This is a genomic window from Chitinophaga sp. Hz27, assembly GCF_042263525.1.
GTDB lineage: Bacteria > Bacteroidota > Bacteroidia > Chitinophagales > Chitinophagaceae > Chitinophaga.
Window position 1 is genome coordinate 357,683 of the sequence record NZ_JBHKFJ010000006.1, and the last position, 21,215, is coordinate 378,897.

Annotated in this window: 12 protein-coding genes and 1 tRNA gene; 6 read left to right on the forward strand and 7 right to left on the reverse strand. The window is 42.6% G+C overall.

Annotated elements, in window-relative coordinates:
* Nucleotides 1-85 precede the first annotated feature (85 nt).
* Nucleotides 86-2,371, forward strand: a complete 2,286-nt coding sequence (locus ACE38W_RS16450) for a family 20 glycosylhydrolase (RefSeq protein ID WP_375832342.1) — start codon at nt 86-88, stop codon at nt 2,369-2,371.
* A gap of 87 nt (nt 2,372-2,458) precedes the next feature.
* On the opposite strand, the gene ACE38W_RS16455 is transcribed toward ACE38W_RS16450, so the two are convergent.
* From ACE38W_RS16455 to ACE38W_RS16480, 6 genes are all read right to left on the reverse strand, one after another.
* Nucleotides 2,459-2,989, reverse strand: a complete 531-nt coding sequence (locus ACE38W_RS16455) for a c-type cytochrome (protein WP_375832343.1) — start codon at nt 2,987-2,989, stop codon at nt 2,459-2,461.
* On the reverse strand, nt 2,979-3,632 hold the full coding sequence (locus tag ACE38W_RS16460) for an SCO family protein (RefSeq protein WP_375832344.1): 654 nt from the start codon (nt 3,630-3,632) through the stop codon (nt 2,979-2,981). The genes ACE38W_RS16455 and ACE38W_RS16460 overlap by 11 nt, the downstream gene beginning before the upstream one ends.
* Nucleotides 3,633-3,634: 2 nt before the next feature.
* Nucleotides 3,635-5,314 carry a cbb3-type cytochrome c oxidase subunit I gene (locus ACE38W_RS16465; RefSeq protein ID WP_375832345.1) on the reverse strand — a complete coding sequence of 560 codons (1,680 nt, stop codon included), beginning with the start codon at nt 5,312-5,314 and terminating at the stop codon, nt 3,635-3,637.
* 3 nt (nt 5,315-5,317) lie between these two features.
* Nucleotides 5,318-5,773, reverse strand: coding sequence for a hypothetical protein (locus ACE38W_RS16470; RefSeq protein WP_375832346.1), 456 nt, complete (start codon nt 5,771-5,773; stop codon nt 5,318-5,320).
* A gap of 12 nt (nt 5,774-5,785) precedes the next feature.
* The gene (locus tag ACE38W_RS16475; protein WP_375832347.1) at nt 5,786-5,911 is read right to left on the reverse strand and encodes a cytochrome c oxidase subunit 2A; all 126 of its coding nucleotides are present in this window, start codon (nt 5,909-5,911) and stop codon (nt 5,786-5,788) included.
* Between the two features lie 233 nt (nt 5,912-6,144).
* A complete protein-coding gene (locus ACE38W_RS16480) occupies nt 6,145-6,666 on the reverse strand; it encodes a hypothetical protein (RefSeq protein WP_375832348.1) in 522 nt (173 codons plus the stop codon).
* A 114-nt stretch (nt 6,667-6,780) separates the two neighbouring features.
* Between ACE38W_RS16480 and ACE38W_RS16485 the strand changes: the two genes are divergently transcribed.
* From ACE38W_RS16485 to ACE38W_RS16505, 5 genes are all read left to right on the forward strand, one after another.
* The gene (locus ACE38W_RS16485; protein ID WP_375832349.1) at nt 6,781-9,195 is read left to right on the forward strand and encodes a glutaminase domain-containing protein; all 2,415 of its coding nucleotides are present in this window, start codon (nt 6,781-6,783) and stop codon (nt 9,193-9,195) included.
* 152 nt (nt 9,196-9,347) lie between these two features.
* Nucleotides 9,348-9,420: transfer RNA gene (locus tag ACE38W_RS16490), tRNA-Lys, on the forward strand.
* Nucleotides 9,421-10,719: 1,299 nt separating this feature from the next.
* Nucleotides 10,720-14,283, forward strand: coding sequence for a hypothetical protein (locus tag ACE38W_RS16495; RefSeq protein ID WP_375832350.1), 3,564 nt, complete (start codon nt 10,720-10,722; stop codon nt 14,281-14,283).
* 6 nt (nt 14,284-14,289) lie between these two features.
* A complete protein-coding gene (locus ACE38W_RS16500) occupies nt 14,290-18,798 on the forward strand; it encodes a DUF6443 domain-containing protein (protein ID WP_375832351.1) in 4,509 nt (1,502 codons plus the stop codon).
* Nucleotides 18,799-19,511: 713 nt separating this feature from the next.
* Nucleotides 19,512-19,928, forward strand: a complete 417-nt coding sequence (locus tag ACE38W_RS16505) for a DUF433 domain-containing protein (protein ID WP_375832352.1) — start codon at nt 19,512-19,514, stop codon at nt 19,926-19,928.
* A 407-nt stretch (nt 19,929-20,335) separates the two neighbouring features.
* Here the strand turns inward: ACE38W_RS16505 and ACE38W_RS16510 are convergent, their stop codons facing one another.
* Nucleotides 20,336-21,202, reverse strand: coding sequence for an NAD(P)H-binding protein (locus tag ACE38W_RS16510; protein ID WP_375832353.1), 867 nt, complete (start codon nt 21,200-21,202; stop codon nt 20,336-20,338).
* Nucleotides 21,203-21,215: the final 13 nt, after the last annotated feature.

A 21,215-nucleotide genomic window follows, 5' to 3' on the forward strand; every position in this document is an offset into this window, starting at 1 on the left:
TGCAGGATTAAGCAATATCACACCACTTTTCTCTGCCTTTTTTGGCTTAATTTGCCTGTTTGGAAACATGCTAACTTCTCAAACTATGATCAAACCATTTAAGGTTGTTGTTGCTGCTGCCATGCTGTGCGCTTTACATGCTTCCGCACAGGATGCCGATCCCGCACGATACCCACTGATCCCTTACCCACAGGAGATCACCGTAGGTCCGGGAAATTTTTATATTAACAAAAACACGCATGTTGTTAGTCCGGCTATCTTCGCCAATGAACTCAAACAACTGCAAGCCATCTTTTTTCAGTATACCGGCAAACCTTTGCCAGTAGCCGCTAAAGCAGGCAATGGTACCATCGTATTGGTACAGGACAAATCCATCGCTGGTGAAGAGGACTACATCCTCGATATCACCCCGGAACGTGTTACCCTCGCCGCCCGCACCGGCACTGGTATCTTCCGCGGTATCGAGTCGCTCCGTCAACTCCTCCCAATGGATGCCCGCGAACAACGCGCCTTTTTCCTGCCTGCTGCTCACATCAAAGACCACCCAGCCTACGCATGGCGTGGTATGCACCTGGACGTAGCCCGACATTTCTTCTCCATTAACTATGTGAAGAAATACATCGATCGTCTTGCATTCTACAAAATGAATAAGCTTCACCTGCATCTCTCTGATGACCAGGGCTGGAGAATAGAAATCAAAAAATATCCACTCCTCACGCAACAAGGCGCCTGGAGAGAGTTTAATAACCAGGACTCTGTTTGTATAGAGAAGTCGAAAGACAATCCTGATATGGCGCTCGACACGGAACATATCATCCATCGTGATGGTAAAACCCTGTACGGCGGCTTCTACACACAGGCGCAAATGCGCGATATCATCGCCTACGCTGCTGCGCGACATGTAGAAATCATACCGGAAATAGATATGCCAGGCCATATGATGGCGGCCATCAAATCCTACCCATTCCTGAGCTGTAGCACAGAAAATGGCTGGGGTAAAACTTTCTCTACGCCAATATGCCCTTGCAACGAAAGCACCTTCAAATTCGCGGAAGATATTTTCACCGAAATCGCTGCACTGTTCCCTTCTCAATACATCCACCTCGGTGCGGATGAAGTAGAAAAGACCAGCTGGGCAAACGCACCTGCCTGCGCAGAAGTCATGAAGGCCAACAACCTCAAAAACGTAGAAGAGCTGCAAAGCTATTTTGTAAAACGTATGGAGAAATTCTTTAACTCCAAAGGCAAAAAGCTGATCGGCTGGGACGAAATCCTTGAAGGTGGTATTAGTCCTACCGCGGTACTCATGTACTGGCGCTCCTGGGTGCCTAAAGCCCCGGTAGAAGCGGCCAAACATGGCAATAAAGTCATCATGACACCAGGTAATCCGCTGTATTTTGATGCTACGCCAGACAGAAACTCTATCTCCAACGTATATCATTTCGAACCAGTTCCTAAAGTCCTCACGGCTGAAGAAGCGAAATTCATCATCGGTGCACAGGCTAACTTATGGACAGAATGGATCGCCTCTGAAAAACGCGCCGACTATATGGTGATGCCCCGCATGACCGCACTGGCAGAGGTTTTATGGACACATCAACAGCGATATGAGAACTACCTGCAAAGACTGAACACCCATTATACCATCCTCGATGATATGGGCGTTCATTACAGAATGCCAGACTTGGAAGGCTTTACAGAGGATAATGTCTTCGTAGATAAAGGTAAACTGGAAGTCATCAAACCTAAACTGAAAGGCATCACCGTTAAATATACCACGGATGGCAGCATCCCGAATGATAATTCCACAGAACTCGATGGCAGCCTGGAAATCACACATCCGGAAACGATCAAACTGGCGGCTTTCTCACGTTTTGGCAACAGGGGAGATATCTACACACTGAAATATCGCCAGCAGAACTACCTGCAGCCTGTTACTGCAAACGGGTTACAGAATGGTTTACAACTGGACTACTTCAAAGGCACTTATAAAAGCGCAGCTAAAATCAGCAAAGAAAAAGACAGTACCCTCATCACGCCAAATATGCTGGTGCCAGTGGAACTGGGCCAGGGCGGTAAGCCGTTCGGCGCTAAGCTGCATGGTTACATCGATGTACCCGAAACCGGTATCTACAGCTTCTTCCTGACTGTCGACGACGGCGGTATCCTCTACATCGGCGATAATGAAGTAGTGAATAATGACGGCTGGCACGCACCTATGCAGAAAAGCGGCCAGGCGGCTTTACAAAAAGGTTTACACCCGGTGCTGGTGTCCTTCGTTGAAGGTGGCGGCGGATTTACCCTCAAGCTGGAATACAGCCTGAATGGAGGCAAAATCCTGCCTGTTCCTGATGCTTGGTACAAGCACTAATTCATAACAGCTATAACTCGTTTTTTACGTAAAAGCGCCCCTGCATTGAGTTGCAGGGGCGCTTTTGCTTATAGGATTTCGACTTACTTATTTATCATCTTTTATATGCTTTTCATAACTCTTGATGTTCACTAAGAAAATCAACAGAATAATCATCACCGCTATCAACATCACATACGCAATCATAAAAGGAAAATTGTAGATCGTAAGCGGCATCAGATTAGGCTGCTTTTCGCCTGGCCTTGAAAATGGCGCTTCGTCTTTAGGTGCATTGCTTGCCTCTTCTTTTACATATGCTAGTATATTGCGTATCTGATCATCGTTCAAGTCGGGATGGTCTGGCATTACCACTTGCGCATTCTGATTAAAGACTTCCAGGGCGGCTTTATCGCCAGACTTCACCATCGCCTGCGAACCCTTTACAAAGCTGAGTATCCAGGCCTCAGGATGTCGCTCTTCCACGCCTGCAAGGGCAGGGCCAGTGAGCTTCTGGTTAACATTATGACAGGAAGCACATCTCGCCTGAAACAGCATTTTACCATCTTTGGGATCCGCTGCAAATACTGCTGCTGAAATACATCCCAATATAACAGTAACGATTATACGCTTACAGTTCATGTTGTAATTTTTTTATGTCAGATAACAACTGATCCACTTCTTTCACGGAAGTGCCGCTATAGAACCCACGGATACGTTGCAGGTTATCCAGCAGCACCAGTCTGTCGCTATGAATAAAGTCTGTTTCTCCTCCGTCGCCATCGGTGGCGGTAATGTATAAACCCTTACGGGCAAAGAGGTACAGCGATTTTTTATCTCCCGTTAATAATTTCCATCTAGGTTTTAAGACATCATATTGCAGGCTATAGGCATGCAGGCGTTGAGGGGTATCGCGCTTGGGGTCTACAGTAAAAGACATTATAATCACAGAATCACCGGTAGCATTTTGTACTCGTTGTAATTGTTCCATCATCTGCGGACAAACTTTCGGGCAGCTCGTGAAGAAAAAATTGGCCACCACAATTTTATCTTTCATAATAGCATTTGTAATGGTTTGTCCATCCTGATCCTGGAAACTGAAGTCTGGCAAGGAAACCAGCTCTTTGGCCTCACTATTTACGATAGTGGTACCAGCATAAACGGGCAGACGCCCGAATTTATGCTCTAATACATGCACAATGCCATATGTCAGCAAAGGCACAGCTATAAGCACTGCCAGAAAGAACTTCCAGGAACTGACGATATGTGAACGCCTGATATCCATGCTTATTGTTTTTGAACCACAGGGGTTGGATTAGTAGGGAGATAAGGAGGCGCTTTCTTACCGGTGTTGTTCAGCGCATCGCTGATTGCGGGAAGATAGGCCAGGAAGATGATCAGCCCCATTAACAACAGCCATGGGCGGAAGGTATCCAGGACAGGTATACGCTTTTCTTCGTGCAGCGATTCACTATCCGGGAAGGCGATAACCGGTTCCATGCTGCGTTTGCTGAAGAAGGTGCCAAAGAAAACAATGAAATACAGGAACCCGGCCACAAACATGATACCTCCACCTGCCAAGCCAAGCATACTGGAAATTACCCAATAAGGATGGAACTGGTCGCTGGCAGGATTCAGGTAGGTGAGGCCCATATTGGTGCGCCGAGGTTCGCCCATGAGCCCTCCCCACATCAGTCCTGTAGAGAAAATCAGCACACCCACCGTCCAGAGATAAGGAATGATTGTATTGATCACCGGCAGGAAGATCTTTTTTCCTGTGAGCTGAGAACATAGAAAGATAGACATGCCCAGAATCGCCAGGAATACTGGTCCTGCAACGGTTAGGTGGAAATGTCCGGGTATGAAAGACGTATTATGAACGACATTGTTGAGTGAGTAAGATGCATTGACCAATCCCGTTAACCCCCCGAAGATAAAGAGTATGAGGCCATTGATCAGGTAACCGAAGAGGAATACGTCTTTGCGGAAAAAAGGCAGTTTCCATATCCAGTTATAGATCCCTTTGGCGCCTCGAAGTCTGGCTGCATATTCCAAGGAAGCCGCTATGGTAAAGGCGGTGATGAAGCTGGGCAAAGCCACGCCAAAGGTTAGCAGCGACTGTGTCAATTTGATACCGCGGCCAATGGATGGATCTCCAAATTGGTGGTGTACGCCGATGGGAATAGATAGCAGGAGGAAGATGAAGAATGCGATCCTGCCTGCTGTGCCGGAATATAGCTTACCGCCAGCCAGTTTGGGCAGCATCGTGTAAAACATAATATAGGAGGGTAGTAGCCAGAAATACACAAGGGCATGGCCGAAGAACCAGAACAGTGTGCGGGCCAGCGGTACATTAACGCCAGTGGTCCAGCCAAGACTCCATGGCACCAGTAATATCAGCACTTCATAGGCTACCGCCAACGTACATACGAACCAGATGGTGAAATTGACCAGCGTGCCGATCACGGCCAGAGGTGTATTGATGGTTTTATTTTCGCGTTTCCATCTCACATAAATAACAGACCAGTCGAAGAATGCCACCCAGGAGCCTACGATGAGCATGGCGGTGCCGATATAAAACGCAGGATGTGCTTTCAGCGGAGGGTAGAAGGTGTATAGTACAGAGGCTTTGCCCGACAGCATAGCCCATGCAGCCAGTAGGGTGCCGATGATCATCAGCCACATGGAAAGCGCTGTTGCCATTTTGCTGGGCTCCCGTTTCAGATAATAGGCGATGGTAGCGTGTCCGAAGGCCACTGCAAAGAAAGTGGTCAGCACGATGGCATTGATAACACCATGCAGCGTGAGGCCCTGGTAGTAATCCAGTTTGGCTACGGAAGACTGATGAATAACCCCGGCGCGGTAAATAACCTGCATCAGGCCATGGTAAATACCGATGGTCAGCAGGAGAATAGGTACAAATAACTCAATGAGAATGATATTTTTCAAAAACCTGCTTACTTGCATAGTTTACTTTTTTTTCGGATAGTTGACGATGATTTCTGCCTGCATGTTTTGGTGGCCGGTGCCGCAATATTCGTGGCATACCACCTTATAGACGCCTGGCTGATCGAAGTGGATCGTGGTTTTGCTGACGCCACCAGGTACTGCCATGAGGTTGACGTTTTTATTGTAGATGTCGAAGCCGTGGACTACATCATGGGAGGTCACGAAGAGGTCTACATCACTACCTACAGGGATATAGGCCACTGCTGGCTCAAAAGTCCACATCCTGGCTACATAGAATATTTGGTAGGTAGATTTGTCCAGCTGCTCCACCCGGGCTGTTTCGTAGGTTTTATCGTAGGGCAGACATTCCGTAACGTCCGCCTTTTTAGCACCGAGCGCGTAGAAGAGGGAGAAGATGAACAGCCCCATGACGATGAGGGCAGTGATGATGATTCTTTTCTCAAAAATATCTATCATGAGCCAGCGTTTTTAGATTCTGGATAACATAAGGAAATAGATACCGAACCAGATAATGAGTCCGAGAGCGATCAATAGGGCGAAGAAAGCGATTGCCCCTCGTGGTACGAATTTTTCGGGAGTTTCCTGCTGTTGCATACTTTCGGTTTTGGTTAGCGCATTTTACCGGTATTAACCATTGGTAGCAACGAATTGTTTATAGGGGTTTCCTCTTATTTTGGGAAATTTGTATATGAGAATTTGGGGTAATTATGTATTTTTGCGCTCCGTCGTCGGTATTTAACAATAATATTCAAGATACGCGCAGATCCGGTATTGTACTGAAAAGGCTTCTCAGGGCCTCCAAGGCGATACGCAGGGTCTGCGTTTTTTTATATCTTTTTGATAGCCGGGAAGGATTCAATGGCAGCATCTCCCCCATAATCTTTTTCTTCTGCTTCTTTGTTTTCTTTGGTCCAGAGTTTCCAGATGCCTACCCGCTGACTTTTGAAACGGACGCCTTGCTCTTTCAGTCTTTTTTCGGCGAACCAGGTGGTGAGTCCATATCCTTCATTTTTGTAGAAGAGGCCTTCAAAGGCTGGATTACCATTTTCGCAGCGTTCTCTTCGAAATTCGAAATTTCCATCTTTACTGAAGAAAATTTCATAGCGCAGGATATCATGATCGAATCCTCTGGTGGCGAGCAGATGTTTATCATGATATAGCATCACTACTTTGTGGGTACTGTCTTCATTGAAGGAATAAGTGATGCTATCCGGCGGTGTTGCGGCCTGTTCGAGGATGGTGTTTTTAGTATGTTCGTACCATTGCTGATGGGCGACAGTCGTTTGTTGGCGCTGACATGCAGCGAAGATGGGAAGTGATAATATGAGTAGTGGTAGTTGTGGTTTCATCAATGGCTTTTTATTCCGGTTCCCACAAATTAGATTCTTTTTGGATAAACGGTTATTAATGTCAGAAATAATTATCTAGTTTTCTGAAATCTTTAACATGTATACGTTCCCGTTATGAAGTCATTCATCCATATCTGCTGCTGTTTGCTGTGTTCGTTAGTGATGAAAGCCCAGCGGCAGGCGCCGGCATATCCGCTGGTCACGCACCATCCATATTTCAGTGTATGGTCTTTTAATGATACACTTACGGCCGATGCCACACATCATTGGACAGGTATGACACAGCCGCTTGTGGGCAGTGTTACCGTTGATGGCATTTCGTATAGGGTATTGGGTAAGATGCCGGATTATTACCAGGATATTTTATCTGCCGAAGGCGATGTAAGGTATACTACCAGTGTGCCTGATGGCGACTGGGCGAGTCCTGCTACCAATGATGCCACCTGGACAAAAGGCAGGATGCCTTTCTCTGATCATCCGTCTGACCAGGAAACCTTATGGAATAGTAAGGAGCTGTATGTTCGTCGCAGTTTCGATTTGAACCAGCTGCCGGAAGGGCCGTTGTATCTGAAGTTGCATCATGATGATAATATTACGGTGGCGGTTAATGGAAAAGAAATTTTCAGCCGTAACGGCTGGAATGGACGTTTCGCTTATTTTCCTATACACCTCGACAAGGGACTGCTGAAGCGCAAAGGTAATCTGCTGGCTATTCATGTCAGTAATACCGCTGGTGGCGCTTATTTAGCGGCTGGTTTGTCTGTGCAGCAAAAGAATAGTCAGGCTGATGCCCGTGTTGCGGAGCAACGTGGTGTGCATATCAGTGCTACCCAAACTGCTTATGATTTCAGTTGTGGTGGGGTAGCTGTAAAATTAAAATTCAGATCCCCATTGTTGATGGATAGTTTAGCGTTGATGTCGAGGCCGGTGACCTATATCACTTACGAGGTAATTGCAAAGGATGGGAAGTCGCACCAGGTAAGCGTTAGCTTCGCTGCTTCCAAAGATTTGTGTTTAGAAGATAAGTCGGCCACGGTAACGACTACACGTTATAATACCGGAGGACTATCCGTCTTGAAGGCCGGAACTGTTGCCCAGCCGGTATTACAGAAGAAAGGAGATGATTTACGTATAGATTGGGGCTATATGTATGTTGCAGCGAAAAGCTCGCCTGGCTTGAAATACGAAGTAACGGCATTACCAGGAGCCGGCAAGGAGAAGGCGCCTGCAGCAGCGAATACGTTATTATCGTTTACAGCGCCACTGGGCGATGTAGGAGCGAAGCCGGTATCCCAGGTATTCTTGATAGGGTATGATGATATCAAGGCGGTGGAGTATTTCCATCAGCCGCTGGAGGCCTGGTGGCGGGAGAATGGCGCAGTGACTATGGATCAGGCCTTGACAGCTGCCATGAATGACTACAGCGCTATCATGCAGCGCTGTGATAACTTCGATGCACAGCTGCGAGCCGATGCGAAGAAAGCAGGAGGAGAGGAGTATGCGCGACTTTGCGAGCTGGCGTACAGGCAGAGCATAGCGGCGCATGCTTTGGTGCGTGGGCCAAAGGGAGAGTTGTTGTTTTTATCCAAGGAGAATTTCAGCAATGGCTGTATCAATACGGTGGATATCACTTATCCTTCGGCGCCATTGTATTTGATATATAATCCTTCGTTGTTGAAGGGTATGATGAATGGTATCTTCTATTATTCGGAGAGTGGGCAGTTTACAAAGCCTTTTGCAGCGCATGATTTGGGTACTTATCCTATTGTGGCCGGGCAGGTATATGATGAGGATATGCCGGTGGAGGAGACGGGCAATATGCTTATCCTGGCGGCGGCTATAGCAAAGGTAGAAGGTGATGCCGGCTATGCGAAGCAGCATTGGAAAACGCTGACCACCTGGGCTGATTACTTGTTGGAGTCGGGGTTTGATCCGGCGAATCAGCTGTGTACCGATGATTTTGCGGGGCATCTGGCGCGTAATGCGAACCTTTCGCTGAAGGCAATAGCTGGTATCAAGTCTTATGCGATGCTGGCGGGTATGCTGGGTGATACGGCTACGGCTACACGGTACTCGGACAGTGCCACGGTGATGGCTACACGCTGGGTGCAGCTCGCCGCAGATGGGGATCATAGCGTATTGGCGTTTGGTCAGCCAGGCAGCTGGAGTCAGAAGTACAACATGGTGTGGGACCGTGTGTTGGGTTTTCATCTATTTCCGGAAAGCGTGTATCGGCAGGAGACGGCCTGGTATCTGGGGCATCAGCAGCGTTATGGATTACCGTTGGATAGTCGGCGTACCTATACGAAATCCGACTGGATACTTTGGACGGCGGTGCTGAGTGGTAGCCGCGAGGAGTTCGAGGCGCTGGTGCAGCCTATATGGCGTTATGCCACGGAGACGCCTACACGCGTTCCACTTGGCGACTGGCATGAAACAACAGATGGCAAGCAAGTAGGATTTCAGGCACGTAGTGTAGTGGGAGGTTATTATATGAAGATGCTAGACGCGAAGCTCAACGGGAGATAGGGACGTTTTATGTGTTGGAAGCCTTCATTGTGGCGGCTCTTCAAGCATACAATTAATTCAATCGAGATAAATCATTAGAAATGAATGAAATAAATTTGGTGAGAATAAAATAATTCCTATCTTTGCACTCCCGTTACAAACGAGGGGTGATTGATTCCGTAGCTCAGTTGGTAGAGCAATACACTTTTAATGTATGGGCCCTGGGTTCGAGTCCCAGCGGGATCACAGAAATTCAAGAAGCCTGTCTCTTAATAGAGATAGGTTTCTTGAATTTAATCAATTTCCGGTGGTTGACATTCGGTATTTTCCTGTACTTATTATAGCTTAACGAGGTTTATAGCTGCAGAGCTTTTCCCCACGGCATTGCCAACAGATGTATCGCCTGCTTTCTCATTATTGAAGATACAAATTGAGTTTTAGCCGAATTATAGATCACATTTTATCTACAACACATGAATGTTTTTCATTGGAAGTATATGTCGGCTGAAAAAGAAGTAAGACGTTTTGCGTAGCTATATTAAGATTATCCAGCAACGATATATTCTTCAGCTAGAAAACTTTTGATCATGCATAGTTCAAATTAGTTACTGCCAAAAAGTATCACCGATTTGTGAGAGCATATTGTTGTATTCAGTTAGTGTAATTGGAATGTAATAATATTTAACCGGAGCATGAAGTAGCGAAATCTGACAATTTCTCCATTTCTAACTTTAAGGATTATTTCCGAATTGGAAAAAAATGTATCTTCCTTCTGAATGGGTCAAAGCTATGTTGACAAATTCCTATAAATCCTATATATGAAATTACTGTTTGTAGCATTATTATCAATTACTGTTTGTCAGATTGGCCATGCACAGTTGCCTGGTCGCAGTTATATTTGGGATCTTACTGACCAGCCTTTATTTGTGCGATATAATTTGACTAATCTTCATCACTATAAGGATAGAATAAAGATTATTGACAGCTTGTCCGTTAAGTATCGGTGTACTGGGACAAAGTTAATCGTATTGTGGTGTTTCAATAACTCTTTTAGTAAATGTACTTTTATAGTAAACGGTCCAGGTAGTACTATCAAATGTTATCACTTCCAACATCCATCAGGAAAGGAAGTGCCAGAAGCAAATTTTCCTACTGAATACATGCTTCGAAATCTTGTAAAAGACTCGTTATTTTTTTGTAACAACTTTAGCTTACCGTCCCCAATTAGCAGCTTTACAACGACCTGGGTGTTATATAACAGTGACTATCCGAATAGTCAATTTAGGTTTGTGTCATTGGATGATCTTGCGGAAAGTGAGCGACCCTTTGCAATCCTATTGAAGCTATTTACTCTGAGTAGATAATTGTTGGATAATCTCAATAATATAACACATCGAAATCTGATTCTTATATCAACCTATTCTTTCTATTTATCAAATCCCTATGTCTAATTTCAAGAAACTTGATTTTTATTGGCATTTGCTAATATCAATGTTAGTATTGTTATGTTGTTATTCATCTGTTGAAGCGCAAAATAATTTTGCGATGCTTGATAAAGTGGTGTTGCCTAGCCCGGAAGCTACCGCAATTAATAGATTTGGCAATTGGCCAATTGGAAATTTTACTGGAACACCTGAAGTTTCAATACCGTTGTTTGAAATAAAGTCTGGAAACCTAAAGCTGCCAGTGACCTTAGCCTATCATAGCAAGGGCGTAAAGGTGACTGATGTCGCCAGTAATGTGGGTATGAGCTGGAGTTTAATCGCTGGAGGATCGGTGAATAGAACTCGAATGGGAGGTGTGGCAGATGAGTTGCCGGATAGGGGGTTCTGGGACTCCTGGCCTGTAACTACTTATTACTATTACATTCTGGAGAAAATGGCACATGGAGGGTACGATTCCCAACCTGATATTTTTAGTTACAGTATACCTTCTGGAAATGGGAAGTTCCTCTTTGATAGTAATAAAGTAATGCATGCCATTCCATACGAAAAGATAAAAATTGACTATAACGTTACCTACGCAGGAATGAACAACCCATTTTTCATGGGAGGAGCTATATACCCAATAGTTAAGTTCACCATTACAAAAATGGATGGTACAGTGTACGAATTCGAAGATCTTGAATTGGCATATTCTGAAGCACTCCAATATATTGATAGAGCGGCGGATCCTCAGATTCCAGATGCTGCAGGACTCAACCCGTCTGATGCTTATCCTAATACATGGCATCTAACCAGAATAATCAGTCATGATAAAAAAGATACAATTAGTTTTGAATATGAAGACAGAGACGTTAGCTATAAAGTACATTCCAAGAGTGAGGTGTTTGTAACTGGTAAGGCAAACCCATATTTAAGTGGCTATATTTCTACTGTCCATATTCGCCAACATATTCGAAATAAATGTCTGAAGAAAATATTGTTCTCCTCTGGAAGGGTTGAATTCTATGAAAGAACAGCCAGAAAGGATGAATTAGGGGCCAACCGGCTGGATAGCGTTGTGCTGTATAATAGTAATAACGAGCGGCTAAATGCTTATAATTTCTATTATAGTTATTTGAATGGGACACAGATGATGCCAGATAATGCCATACCAGCAGGTACGCCAGCAGAGGAGCTAAGGCTTTTCCTGGATAGTGTGCAACAAGTTAGTAATAATGCTACTATTCCCCCATATAAGTTCACATATGAACATTCATTGCCATTCCCTTCACGTTTGCTCGGTGCTGGAGATTATTGGGGATATAATAATGGGAAGCAGTGGTATAATATTAGAGATTCAATAAAAGATGCGGATTATCGGTATGATTTAATCAATCCGCGATTAATCTCAAGTATTAAGCAACCATCTTACAATTATGGAATTCAAGGTGCGCTTTCTAAAATTATATATCCTACAGGTGGTAATACCACTTTCTTATTTGAACCGCATGAGAAAGCCGGAAGAATTGTAGATGAACCTATTAGAACCTGTGATGGGAATTTGGGACTTACGCTAAGCAACCTAAGTTTTGCCAATAATGAAACAGTGGCCAAGCTCACAATTCATCCACAGCGGGATAATGCAAATATGATCTCCAATGTAACCTGTACGATGTGGAGCAATTATGCGCAGTTTCCAGCCAATAAATATTTTGTTGAAATAAGGGATAGTGCAACGAATCAATTATTCTATTCGTTTAGTTATGATCCAACCGCTCCAGCTACTGGGTGCTATTCATATACTAACGCGCCTACACCTAAGTGTACTAAACAAATTAGCTTTTTACCCGGCACCTACTATGTAAAAACAAGAAATGACAACTACAAATATCCAAGTAATGATCCGGATTTGGCATTTGCTTCTTTGGATATAGGTGAGGTAAATTGTGGGTTTATTCCAACGCCGCGCACTGACAGTGTAATAATAGGTGGATTTCGACTAAAACAGGTAATCGATGAGGATCCATTGACTGGTCGTAAACAGACACGGAAGTATGCTTACAATAATGCGGATGTCGCTTTTCGGTATGGAGACTTTTTGTTGGAAAATTTGCATAGTTATGATGCGGGCATGACTGATGTTCCCGTACGGATCCTTTCCTCTTCAGGTGTCTATTCCATGGATGATGTAAATAGAAATTATGTGGGATATGCCAATGTGAGAGAAACAGCTGTTGATCTTAATACTGGTGCAACAACTGGGTATACAGACTATCAATACACTACTAACGTAGATGATCTTACCACAGGTCCAAGCTATACAAGCCCTCCATATCCTCCTATCAGATCTTTTGACTGGCTGAGGGGAAAATTAGAGCTAAAGAAGGTATATAAGCTGGATAATAGTACACCTACACTTGTTATGGAAGAGCGGCACTTTTTTTCGAACCTTAAATCGAAAGCAAAAATTGAAGGAGAAGCTTTTTATCAGTATAGATATGCACATGGTGTAGGCCCCCTTAATCCTGATTCAGCATTGCTTTTGTTTCAGGGAGACATAAAGCACGTTAGATTTACCTATGATGAAGCGAATGTGACAGAAGATAAAGTTATCTTAAAAGAATATACTGCGGATGGTAGTGCTGTTGTTAAGGAAATGCGAATGACTTATGATGACGATACCTACCTGGAAACGGAGACACAATCATTTGACAGTGACGGAACTAGGCTACGTACTGTTACGAAGTATCCGGGAAATTATAAGGGCATTACAGCAACAGATAATATTTCCGAAGGTGTTAAAACGCTTCAGAATAAATTTATGCTGGCTAAGCCAGTTGAACAAGTTGTTTTTCAGCTATTGCCCGGACAACAGGAGAGGGTCATGACAGCATCATTTAACAGCTATTATCCTGGTACCGGATATCCATTTGAAAAATATAAGACGGAAAACGAAGGACCTTTGTCTGTTTTTGACATTAACGCTGTAGTCAATGGAAAAGTTAATTACGACACTGCCTACAAAAAACAGGTGATTTATGATTCTTACGATATAAAAGGCAGAATTAATCAAACGCACCTGGCTAATATGGAATCACATAGTTATATCTGGGGGTACAATAATGAATATCCCATAGCCGATATAACCAATGCATCAATCGACGAGGTAGCTTATACAAGTTTTGAAGATGATGGAACCGGTAACTGGAGTTTTATCGGCGCCCCGGTAACGGATGTCAGCGCTCCCACAGGTAGCAAATGTTTCCAGCTCACCGGCAGCAATGGCATTAGCAAAACAGGACTTGTTGCAAGCCAAAAGTATATCATTTCCTATTGGACAAAGAATGCACAGCCTTTGCCAGTGACGGGCACAGTTGCAGGATATCCAATAAAAGGAAGAACTGTAGGGGGCTGGACCTATTATGAACACCTTGTGACTAGTGTGAATACGGTACAAATAACTGGGCAGGGACTCATTGATGAATTACGTGAATATCCGGAGAATGCCTACATGTCAACTTTTACTTTCTACCCAAATATAGGCATGCAGGCCAGTGTTGATAGCAGAAGTATGATTTCCTATTATGAATATGATCAACTCGGACGGTTGAAGGTTGTACGTGATATGGAGGGGAATATCATCAGAATCGTTAACTATAAATATCAGCAATCAACGTCAAATTAAGGAATCATGAGTATAGCTAACAATAACAACATATTTTCTTGTTTAGGCTTGGTTGCCGTTTTTATGGTATCTATGCCTACCCAGGCTCAAAATGTGCCTGGGTCAAAAGTCAGGAGCACTGCTAATGCAGCGCCCCTGCCAACTCCCTATACCAATGGAGTTGTCAATTACGTACGCATTTATGAACCAAGCTTTAAATCGACCGATACCAATCTCGTGATAAATCAGTCTGCAACCATAGCAAAGGTAAAAGTGAAAACGGATTACAGTGATGGTTTGGGTACGCCTATACAAACTGTGATAAAAGGGGGAAGCACAGGTGGTCATGACATAGTAAACCCAATACTAATCGATAATTTGGGTAGAAATACCCTGGAGTATTTACCGTACGCAAGTTTAGATGGTACCGGGAACTTTAAAATGAATCCGTTTGGTGAACAAGAATATTTTTATAAGAATAATTTGAGCGTAAGCGGTGCATCAGAAAATATTTACTACAGCGAGAATGAATACGAAAATTCACCATTAGGAAGAGTCTTAAAAAAATATTCATCAGGAAATAGCTGGGCAAAAAATGGTGATAGTCATCCTATAATCTTTAAATATGAGACTAATACGGTCGCTGATTCTGTCAGACGATGGTATTATGTTAATGGAACACCGATTACTACCGATTGTTATCCGCCTGCCTCTCTCTCCAAATCCATCGTAGTAGATGAATTGGGGAACCAAACAATTGAGTATAAGACGATGAATGATGTGGTAGTGTGTAAACGTGTGCAAACAGATAAGGCACCCTTATCTGCACATATCGGGTGGCATTCGACTTATTTTATTTATGATGCAATGAGCCGGATGATTTGCGTAATTCCGCCCGCAGCTATTGCAATAATATCGTCTAACTGGAATTTTGATTCAATAAGATCTGGTTATTGCTATCAGATGCGGTATGACGGAAGGAGCAGACTGATTACCCGGTATATGCCGGGTGCAGATTCTATAGAAATGGTTTATGACCAGAAAGATAGACCTGTAATGTTGAGAGATGGAAATATGCGACAGGATGGTAAATGGTTAGCCACATTCTATGATGATTCCAGACGCCCGGTGAAACTGGCATTTTATGCCAGCAATCAAACAAGGGAAGCTATGCAAACGTCGATTAATAACAATGGAATGAAGCAAATTACCCAATCTTTTACTGCGCCTGCAATTGCTGACTTGGTTGTTGCTACACATGATAGATTGTTATATGAGGCCAAAAATAGTGTTGAACTGATTGCAGGATTTGATTCGAACAATGATGAAATAGTAGTGCAGGTAAATCCATCCTTGTCCGGGCAAACAACAACTGTTACCGTGAACAGTATTCTTCCCGGAATGGCGGAATCAGATTTAACACCTATTGCCTTTTATTTCTATGATAATTACAATTTTTCGGGAAAACAGGATGTGAGTGTAGCAGACCTCCAAAGGCCGTATCCGGATGAAAGCAATTTTCCTGAAAGAACTCTTGGGGCAACAACCATTGTGAGAGGATTAGCAACCGGAACAAAAGTAAGGGTTTTAGGCACTGATAAATGGCTTACTACCACCAATTACTATAACGAAAAAGGTAATGTTATACAAACAATAACAGAGAATTTATCCGGAGGGAAGGAAATTTCTACTACATTATATAGTTTTGATGGTAAGGTACTAAGTGTGTATAGGCGTCATATAAACCAACAAGGGACAATGATACCTAATGTAAATATTGAAACACGCTTTACCTATGATCATGCCGGGCGCACACTCACAATAAAAAAACTGGTAAATGATAACGCCACACCCGAAAGGATTATTGCTGCCTATACTTATGATGAACTTGGAAATGTTACCGGTAAAGAATTAGGACGAAAAGGCAATGAGGCTCCACTGGAAATAATGACATTTGATTATAATATTCATGGTGCTATCCAGAACATCAATAAAGCCTATCTTAACGGTGATGTAAATGGGATGCATTTTGCTCAATCCATCAGCTATGATGATGTTTTTGAGAAGATTGCCTATAACCAGAATATATCCGGCCTAAGGTGGAAAGGTTGGAATGATAAAACCAAAAGAGCATATGGATATAGTTATGATAGAAGAGAACGACTGACAAATGCCGAATTCTCTGAGGAAAGTGGCGGTTCCTGGAATAAGTCTGTCAGGGATTTTTCTACTGACTGGATCACGTACGATGCAAATGGAAATATTACTGCCATGGCAAACCATGGTCAGTTGGGAACTTCCAGTACTTTCATCGACCGTTTGGCTTACAGGTATGCATCGAATAGTAATCAGCTTGTTTCTGTCTACGATTCAACAAACATTACAGAGCGTTTAGGAGATTTTAAAAATAGTCCTACAAATGATATCGACTATAAGTATGATAAAGTAGGAAATCTTACTATGGACTTGAATAAAGGAATTTCTTCCATACACTATAACCATTTATTCTTACCAGATGAAGTTGTATTTACCGGTAATAAGGGTAGGATCAGCTTTTTATATGACGCGGCAGGTAATTTGTTGCAGAAAAGAATACTTGACCAGACCACTGGTGTGGATAAAGTGACAAAGATTGATTTTATGAATGGGTTTATTTACAAAAACGACACCCTGCAAACAGTCACTCATGAAGAGGGTAGGATAAGGTTTTTATTGAAGCCCGGAAGTAGCCCTCGCTATGTATTTGATTATTTTATCAAGGATTACCAGGGAAATACCAGGATTGTACTAGCCGATTCTACATCACAATCTGTATATTATGCATCTATGGAGGCCCCCAAAGCTGCTACTGAAGCTGCTTTATTTAGTAATATTGAGCAAACAAGAGTTGCAACACCCGCAGGATATCCTCAATATGCAGAATTGGAAGAAAATAAAGCTGTGGCTAAGTTAAATGCGCAAAATGAGTCAGGTAAAATAGGGCCATCACTTGTTCTTAGAGTAGTTGCAGGAGATACCGTGCGTATAAAAACTAAAGCATTTTACAAGTCACAGGGTCCAAAAGAAAATGGTAATAACGACTTGCTCTTAAAAAATATCCTTCCTGGCGCTGTTAAAACTTTAGCAGGAAACAAAACTGGTACCACAGGACATGGTGGCCGGAATGATTTTATTCAGCCTTTTGGCAACTCCGTTTTTGATGACCAATATAATAGTTTACGAAGGAAAGATCCGGCAGGACAGAAAGAGGACCACCAACGCCCCAGAGCTTATCTGAACTATGTTTTGTTTGATGATAATTTTAAAATGGTGGAAGGGAATTCAGGTGTTAAACAGGTTTCTGCCGCATCAGATGAGTTGCAGGTGTTGTCAAGTGATAATATTGTAACAACTAAAAGTGGTTTTCTATATGTATTTACAAGTAATGAAACTGCACAGGATGTTTATTTCGATGATTTGCTTGTTGTACAAAGTGAAAGCCCGGTTGTAGAAGAAACTCATTATTATCCATACGGTCTGACTATGTATGGCATTAGTAATTCGCCATTTTCAGCAACTACCTATCCGGTTAACAACTTCAAGTATAATGCCGGGTCAATGTTACATAGCAGGGAGCTGGCAGATGGTACCGGTCTGGATTGGTATAGCACACCAATGAGAACATTGGACCCGCAAATAGGAAGGTGGTTACAGCTTGACAGTAAACCAGATTTTAGTGTTTCTCCGTATACAGCCATGGGAGGAAATCCTATTAAAAATACGGATCCTCGTGGTGATACATTAGAAGGAGTTAATGAAAGGTCAGCTAATAGATTACTGCAGATTATAAATTCTTCCTTGAAGAAAAGCGGCGCACTTGCAGCTTTGTTTAAGCTGAGTCCTGACCAGGTAACATTTCAGCATATAAATACCCAGGACTTTCTTAATGCGGCTGCAAGTGCTTCTGCAGATGAACTTGCGTTGGGCCTGGCTTACTTTGCTGCAGTAAATACAGGAACAAGACACGTTGTGAGTATTATTAAAGGAAATGAAGACCCAACAGAATATGATTTAAAAAATGTTAAAAAAGGAAAGTCGAATAGAGCAGTATATGAAGATAATACCGGCGGTGGGACTAATAATAATGAATGGGGACCAAACGCCACTTTTACGCTCATGGTGATGGATCCCAAAAAATCGACTGACTTTAGAACAGCAGATGGTAAATACTTTGAAGCAAAACCTACAGTTGAAGAGCTATTAGCTCACGAAGTACTTGGACACGGATATTTTTTACATGGGTATGAGTCGCCGGATTATGATAGTCAACTTGCGATTGTTATGGGTAATATTGCAAGAAAAGCTGTCGGTGAGCAAGGGTATAGAACAGGGACTGACCATGGTATATTATACGGTCTACAGCTAGATGAGGCAACTGCTTTACCTGAAACATACAGAATTGTTGCTCAATCACTCTTAAATATAAGTTATTATAACAATTTGCCATACGGTGTGAAAGTGCATTCATCAATAAAGAATGATGTTAAGAAACGTTAGATAGTCACCAGTTTTTCAAATTTTAATAAAATTAGGTTGGTTAACCATGAATACGAATCCCGGTTGTTATACGCGACCGGGATTATATTGTGCTCCCATTACATAGCAAAATCCAACCTGAATCAGTCAAAATAACCGGGATTCCTACTGGAATGAAAGGTGCTGCGAATCAATATAAATTAGATGATTTTCATCAATGGGCAAAGAACTCTGATCCGGTGGTCTAGGGCAGGGCAATAATGAGACAAACTCGTATTGAGCCGAAGCCACGACTGCATCTGAGAATTTAATGTAGCAACCTTTTACCTCTAATAAACGAAGTTCAGGGCCCCCATCATCAGTAAAGTTTGGTATTAGTTGTTCGGTAGGTTGTGAGTCATTGGATCTTCCACACATGTATGAAAGGTGGATTAGTGGAAGCGATGTTATAGCGGATGAAAATTTTTCACATACGGTTTTGTGTCAATTCGAAAACGCAGGATTTAGTGTTAAAGTTTTTCCTAAAGGAACGTCGGATGTGGATATAGTACTTACTAGTAATAAAAAGATTTTAGGAGCGCAGGAGTCACTACAATCAGGGCTACGCCCGTTCAATAAGAAAATGGAATACGATTTTTGCTTTAATGTTAAAATTGGATGCCGTAGCCCGTATAAATCCTTCGGTAATAGGACCAGGTAAGTAGCATCTTTAGAGAACCCACAATACATATCGTATGAATTTTGTAGAACGCAATGCAAATAGGGGATTTGGTCAGCCAGTTATAATTGGTAGACGATTGACCGTACTCAGTGTTGTAGCATCAGCCTGTGGCAGAGATAATGTAGCCGACTTTCTTGAAGAATTTGATCTTAGTATGGAAGAGTTAAGATCTGCTGTTTCATATTGTAAAAACACAGAATGTAAAATAGTAGAAAGTTCACTCGATCAGAATTGTGAAGGATGCATTTTGAGAAGCATAAGTGAGGGATGGAAGTCAGTTAAGGACGACTTTACAGAGTCAGGCGGTATATCAATTTCTAAAGATGGTATGACCTTTTTTTTAGGATCGTTAGATGAACTTGAGGATTCCGAGTTTGGTGTAATGGGATGGCAATGGGCTGAGACAGTAGAAAAAAAATGGTTTTCATAAGTATAAAAATAAACCAGTCCAAATAGTATGGAACTGGTTTGCCTTTACATTATTTGTTGATTGACCTTTGTTAATAAGTAATCCAATTTAGAAAATGAATATTGCTTTTCTGTGTGAGTGCAGCGGTGCTGGTGTCTGTGATCAGTAACGTGAATGCCAAATGATCGGGCGAAAATGAAATCGCCGTTAAATAGATTGATTTCGGGTAGCAAATTGGGTATCTATGGTTATAAAGAAAAATATGATGAGACACCCACTATGGCGGAGTCGGAATGAAATTGTGAGATCCCAGCGGTATCACCACTTAGGACAAGCTTTCGAAACTGAAAGCCTGTCCTTTTTAGTTCCATTGGAAGTCGTTCCCAACGAAGTTGTAAAATATTTGTGCAGATTTCAAGATAAATCTGTTATTTGAAAAATGTAGCATGATCTGCTATAAAAGCTTCTAAGGTTCGTGGAGGACAACCTAGTATTGCCTTTACACAGTCTGTAACAATTTCAGTTTCTCCATTACGCTGTGCAGCGTCGTAAGCCAGGAAAGTTTCGATTAATGTGGCCGGCATGTTCTTTTCTTCCATATCCAGCCTTGCCTGTTCAAAAGAAATAGGGGAGTAGATCACTTTCTCATGAATAACATTGCTGATGGCCGTCGCAACATCATTATAGTTTACTGCCTTATCGCTGGTAAGGAAATATATTTTATCAAAGTGAGATTCAGGTACTGTCAGACATTTAAAAGCCACATCTGAAATATCTCTCCTATCCACATGCGCTCTCTTTCCATCTCCGGTCGCTTCATAGAATTTCCGTTCCTTACGCACAGCATCGGCTATTTCACCTAACCAATTCTGCATAATTCCATTGGGACGTAGGATCGTATAATGGATTCCAGATGCTATTAAATAATTTTCGATCTGTCCGTGAGCACATGGTATATAAAACCTGGAGTTGGCGTCAGCGGCACCTGAGGAAAGCTTCACAATATGCTTAATTGCCATTTCCTTTGCCACATCAATCACATTTTTTTGATCTTCTACAACTGTGGGGCTATTTCCAGATAATAAAAAAACAGCCTTACTGTTTTCCATTGTAGCATACAAACTTTCCTTATGGGACATGTCTGCCTGTACCCATCGTACAAAAGGGACATCGTTAGTATTATGGCAGTTCCGGGTTACTGCGATTGTTTCAATTTGGGCTTTGGATAACAGTTGGATCAGCAATGAACCGATATTGCCAGATGCACCAAAGACGGTAATTTTATTATTTTCCATTTTGAAAGATTTT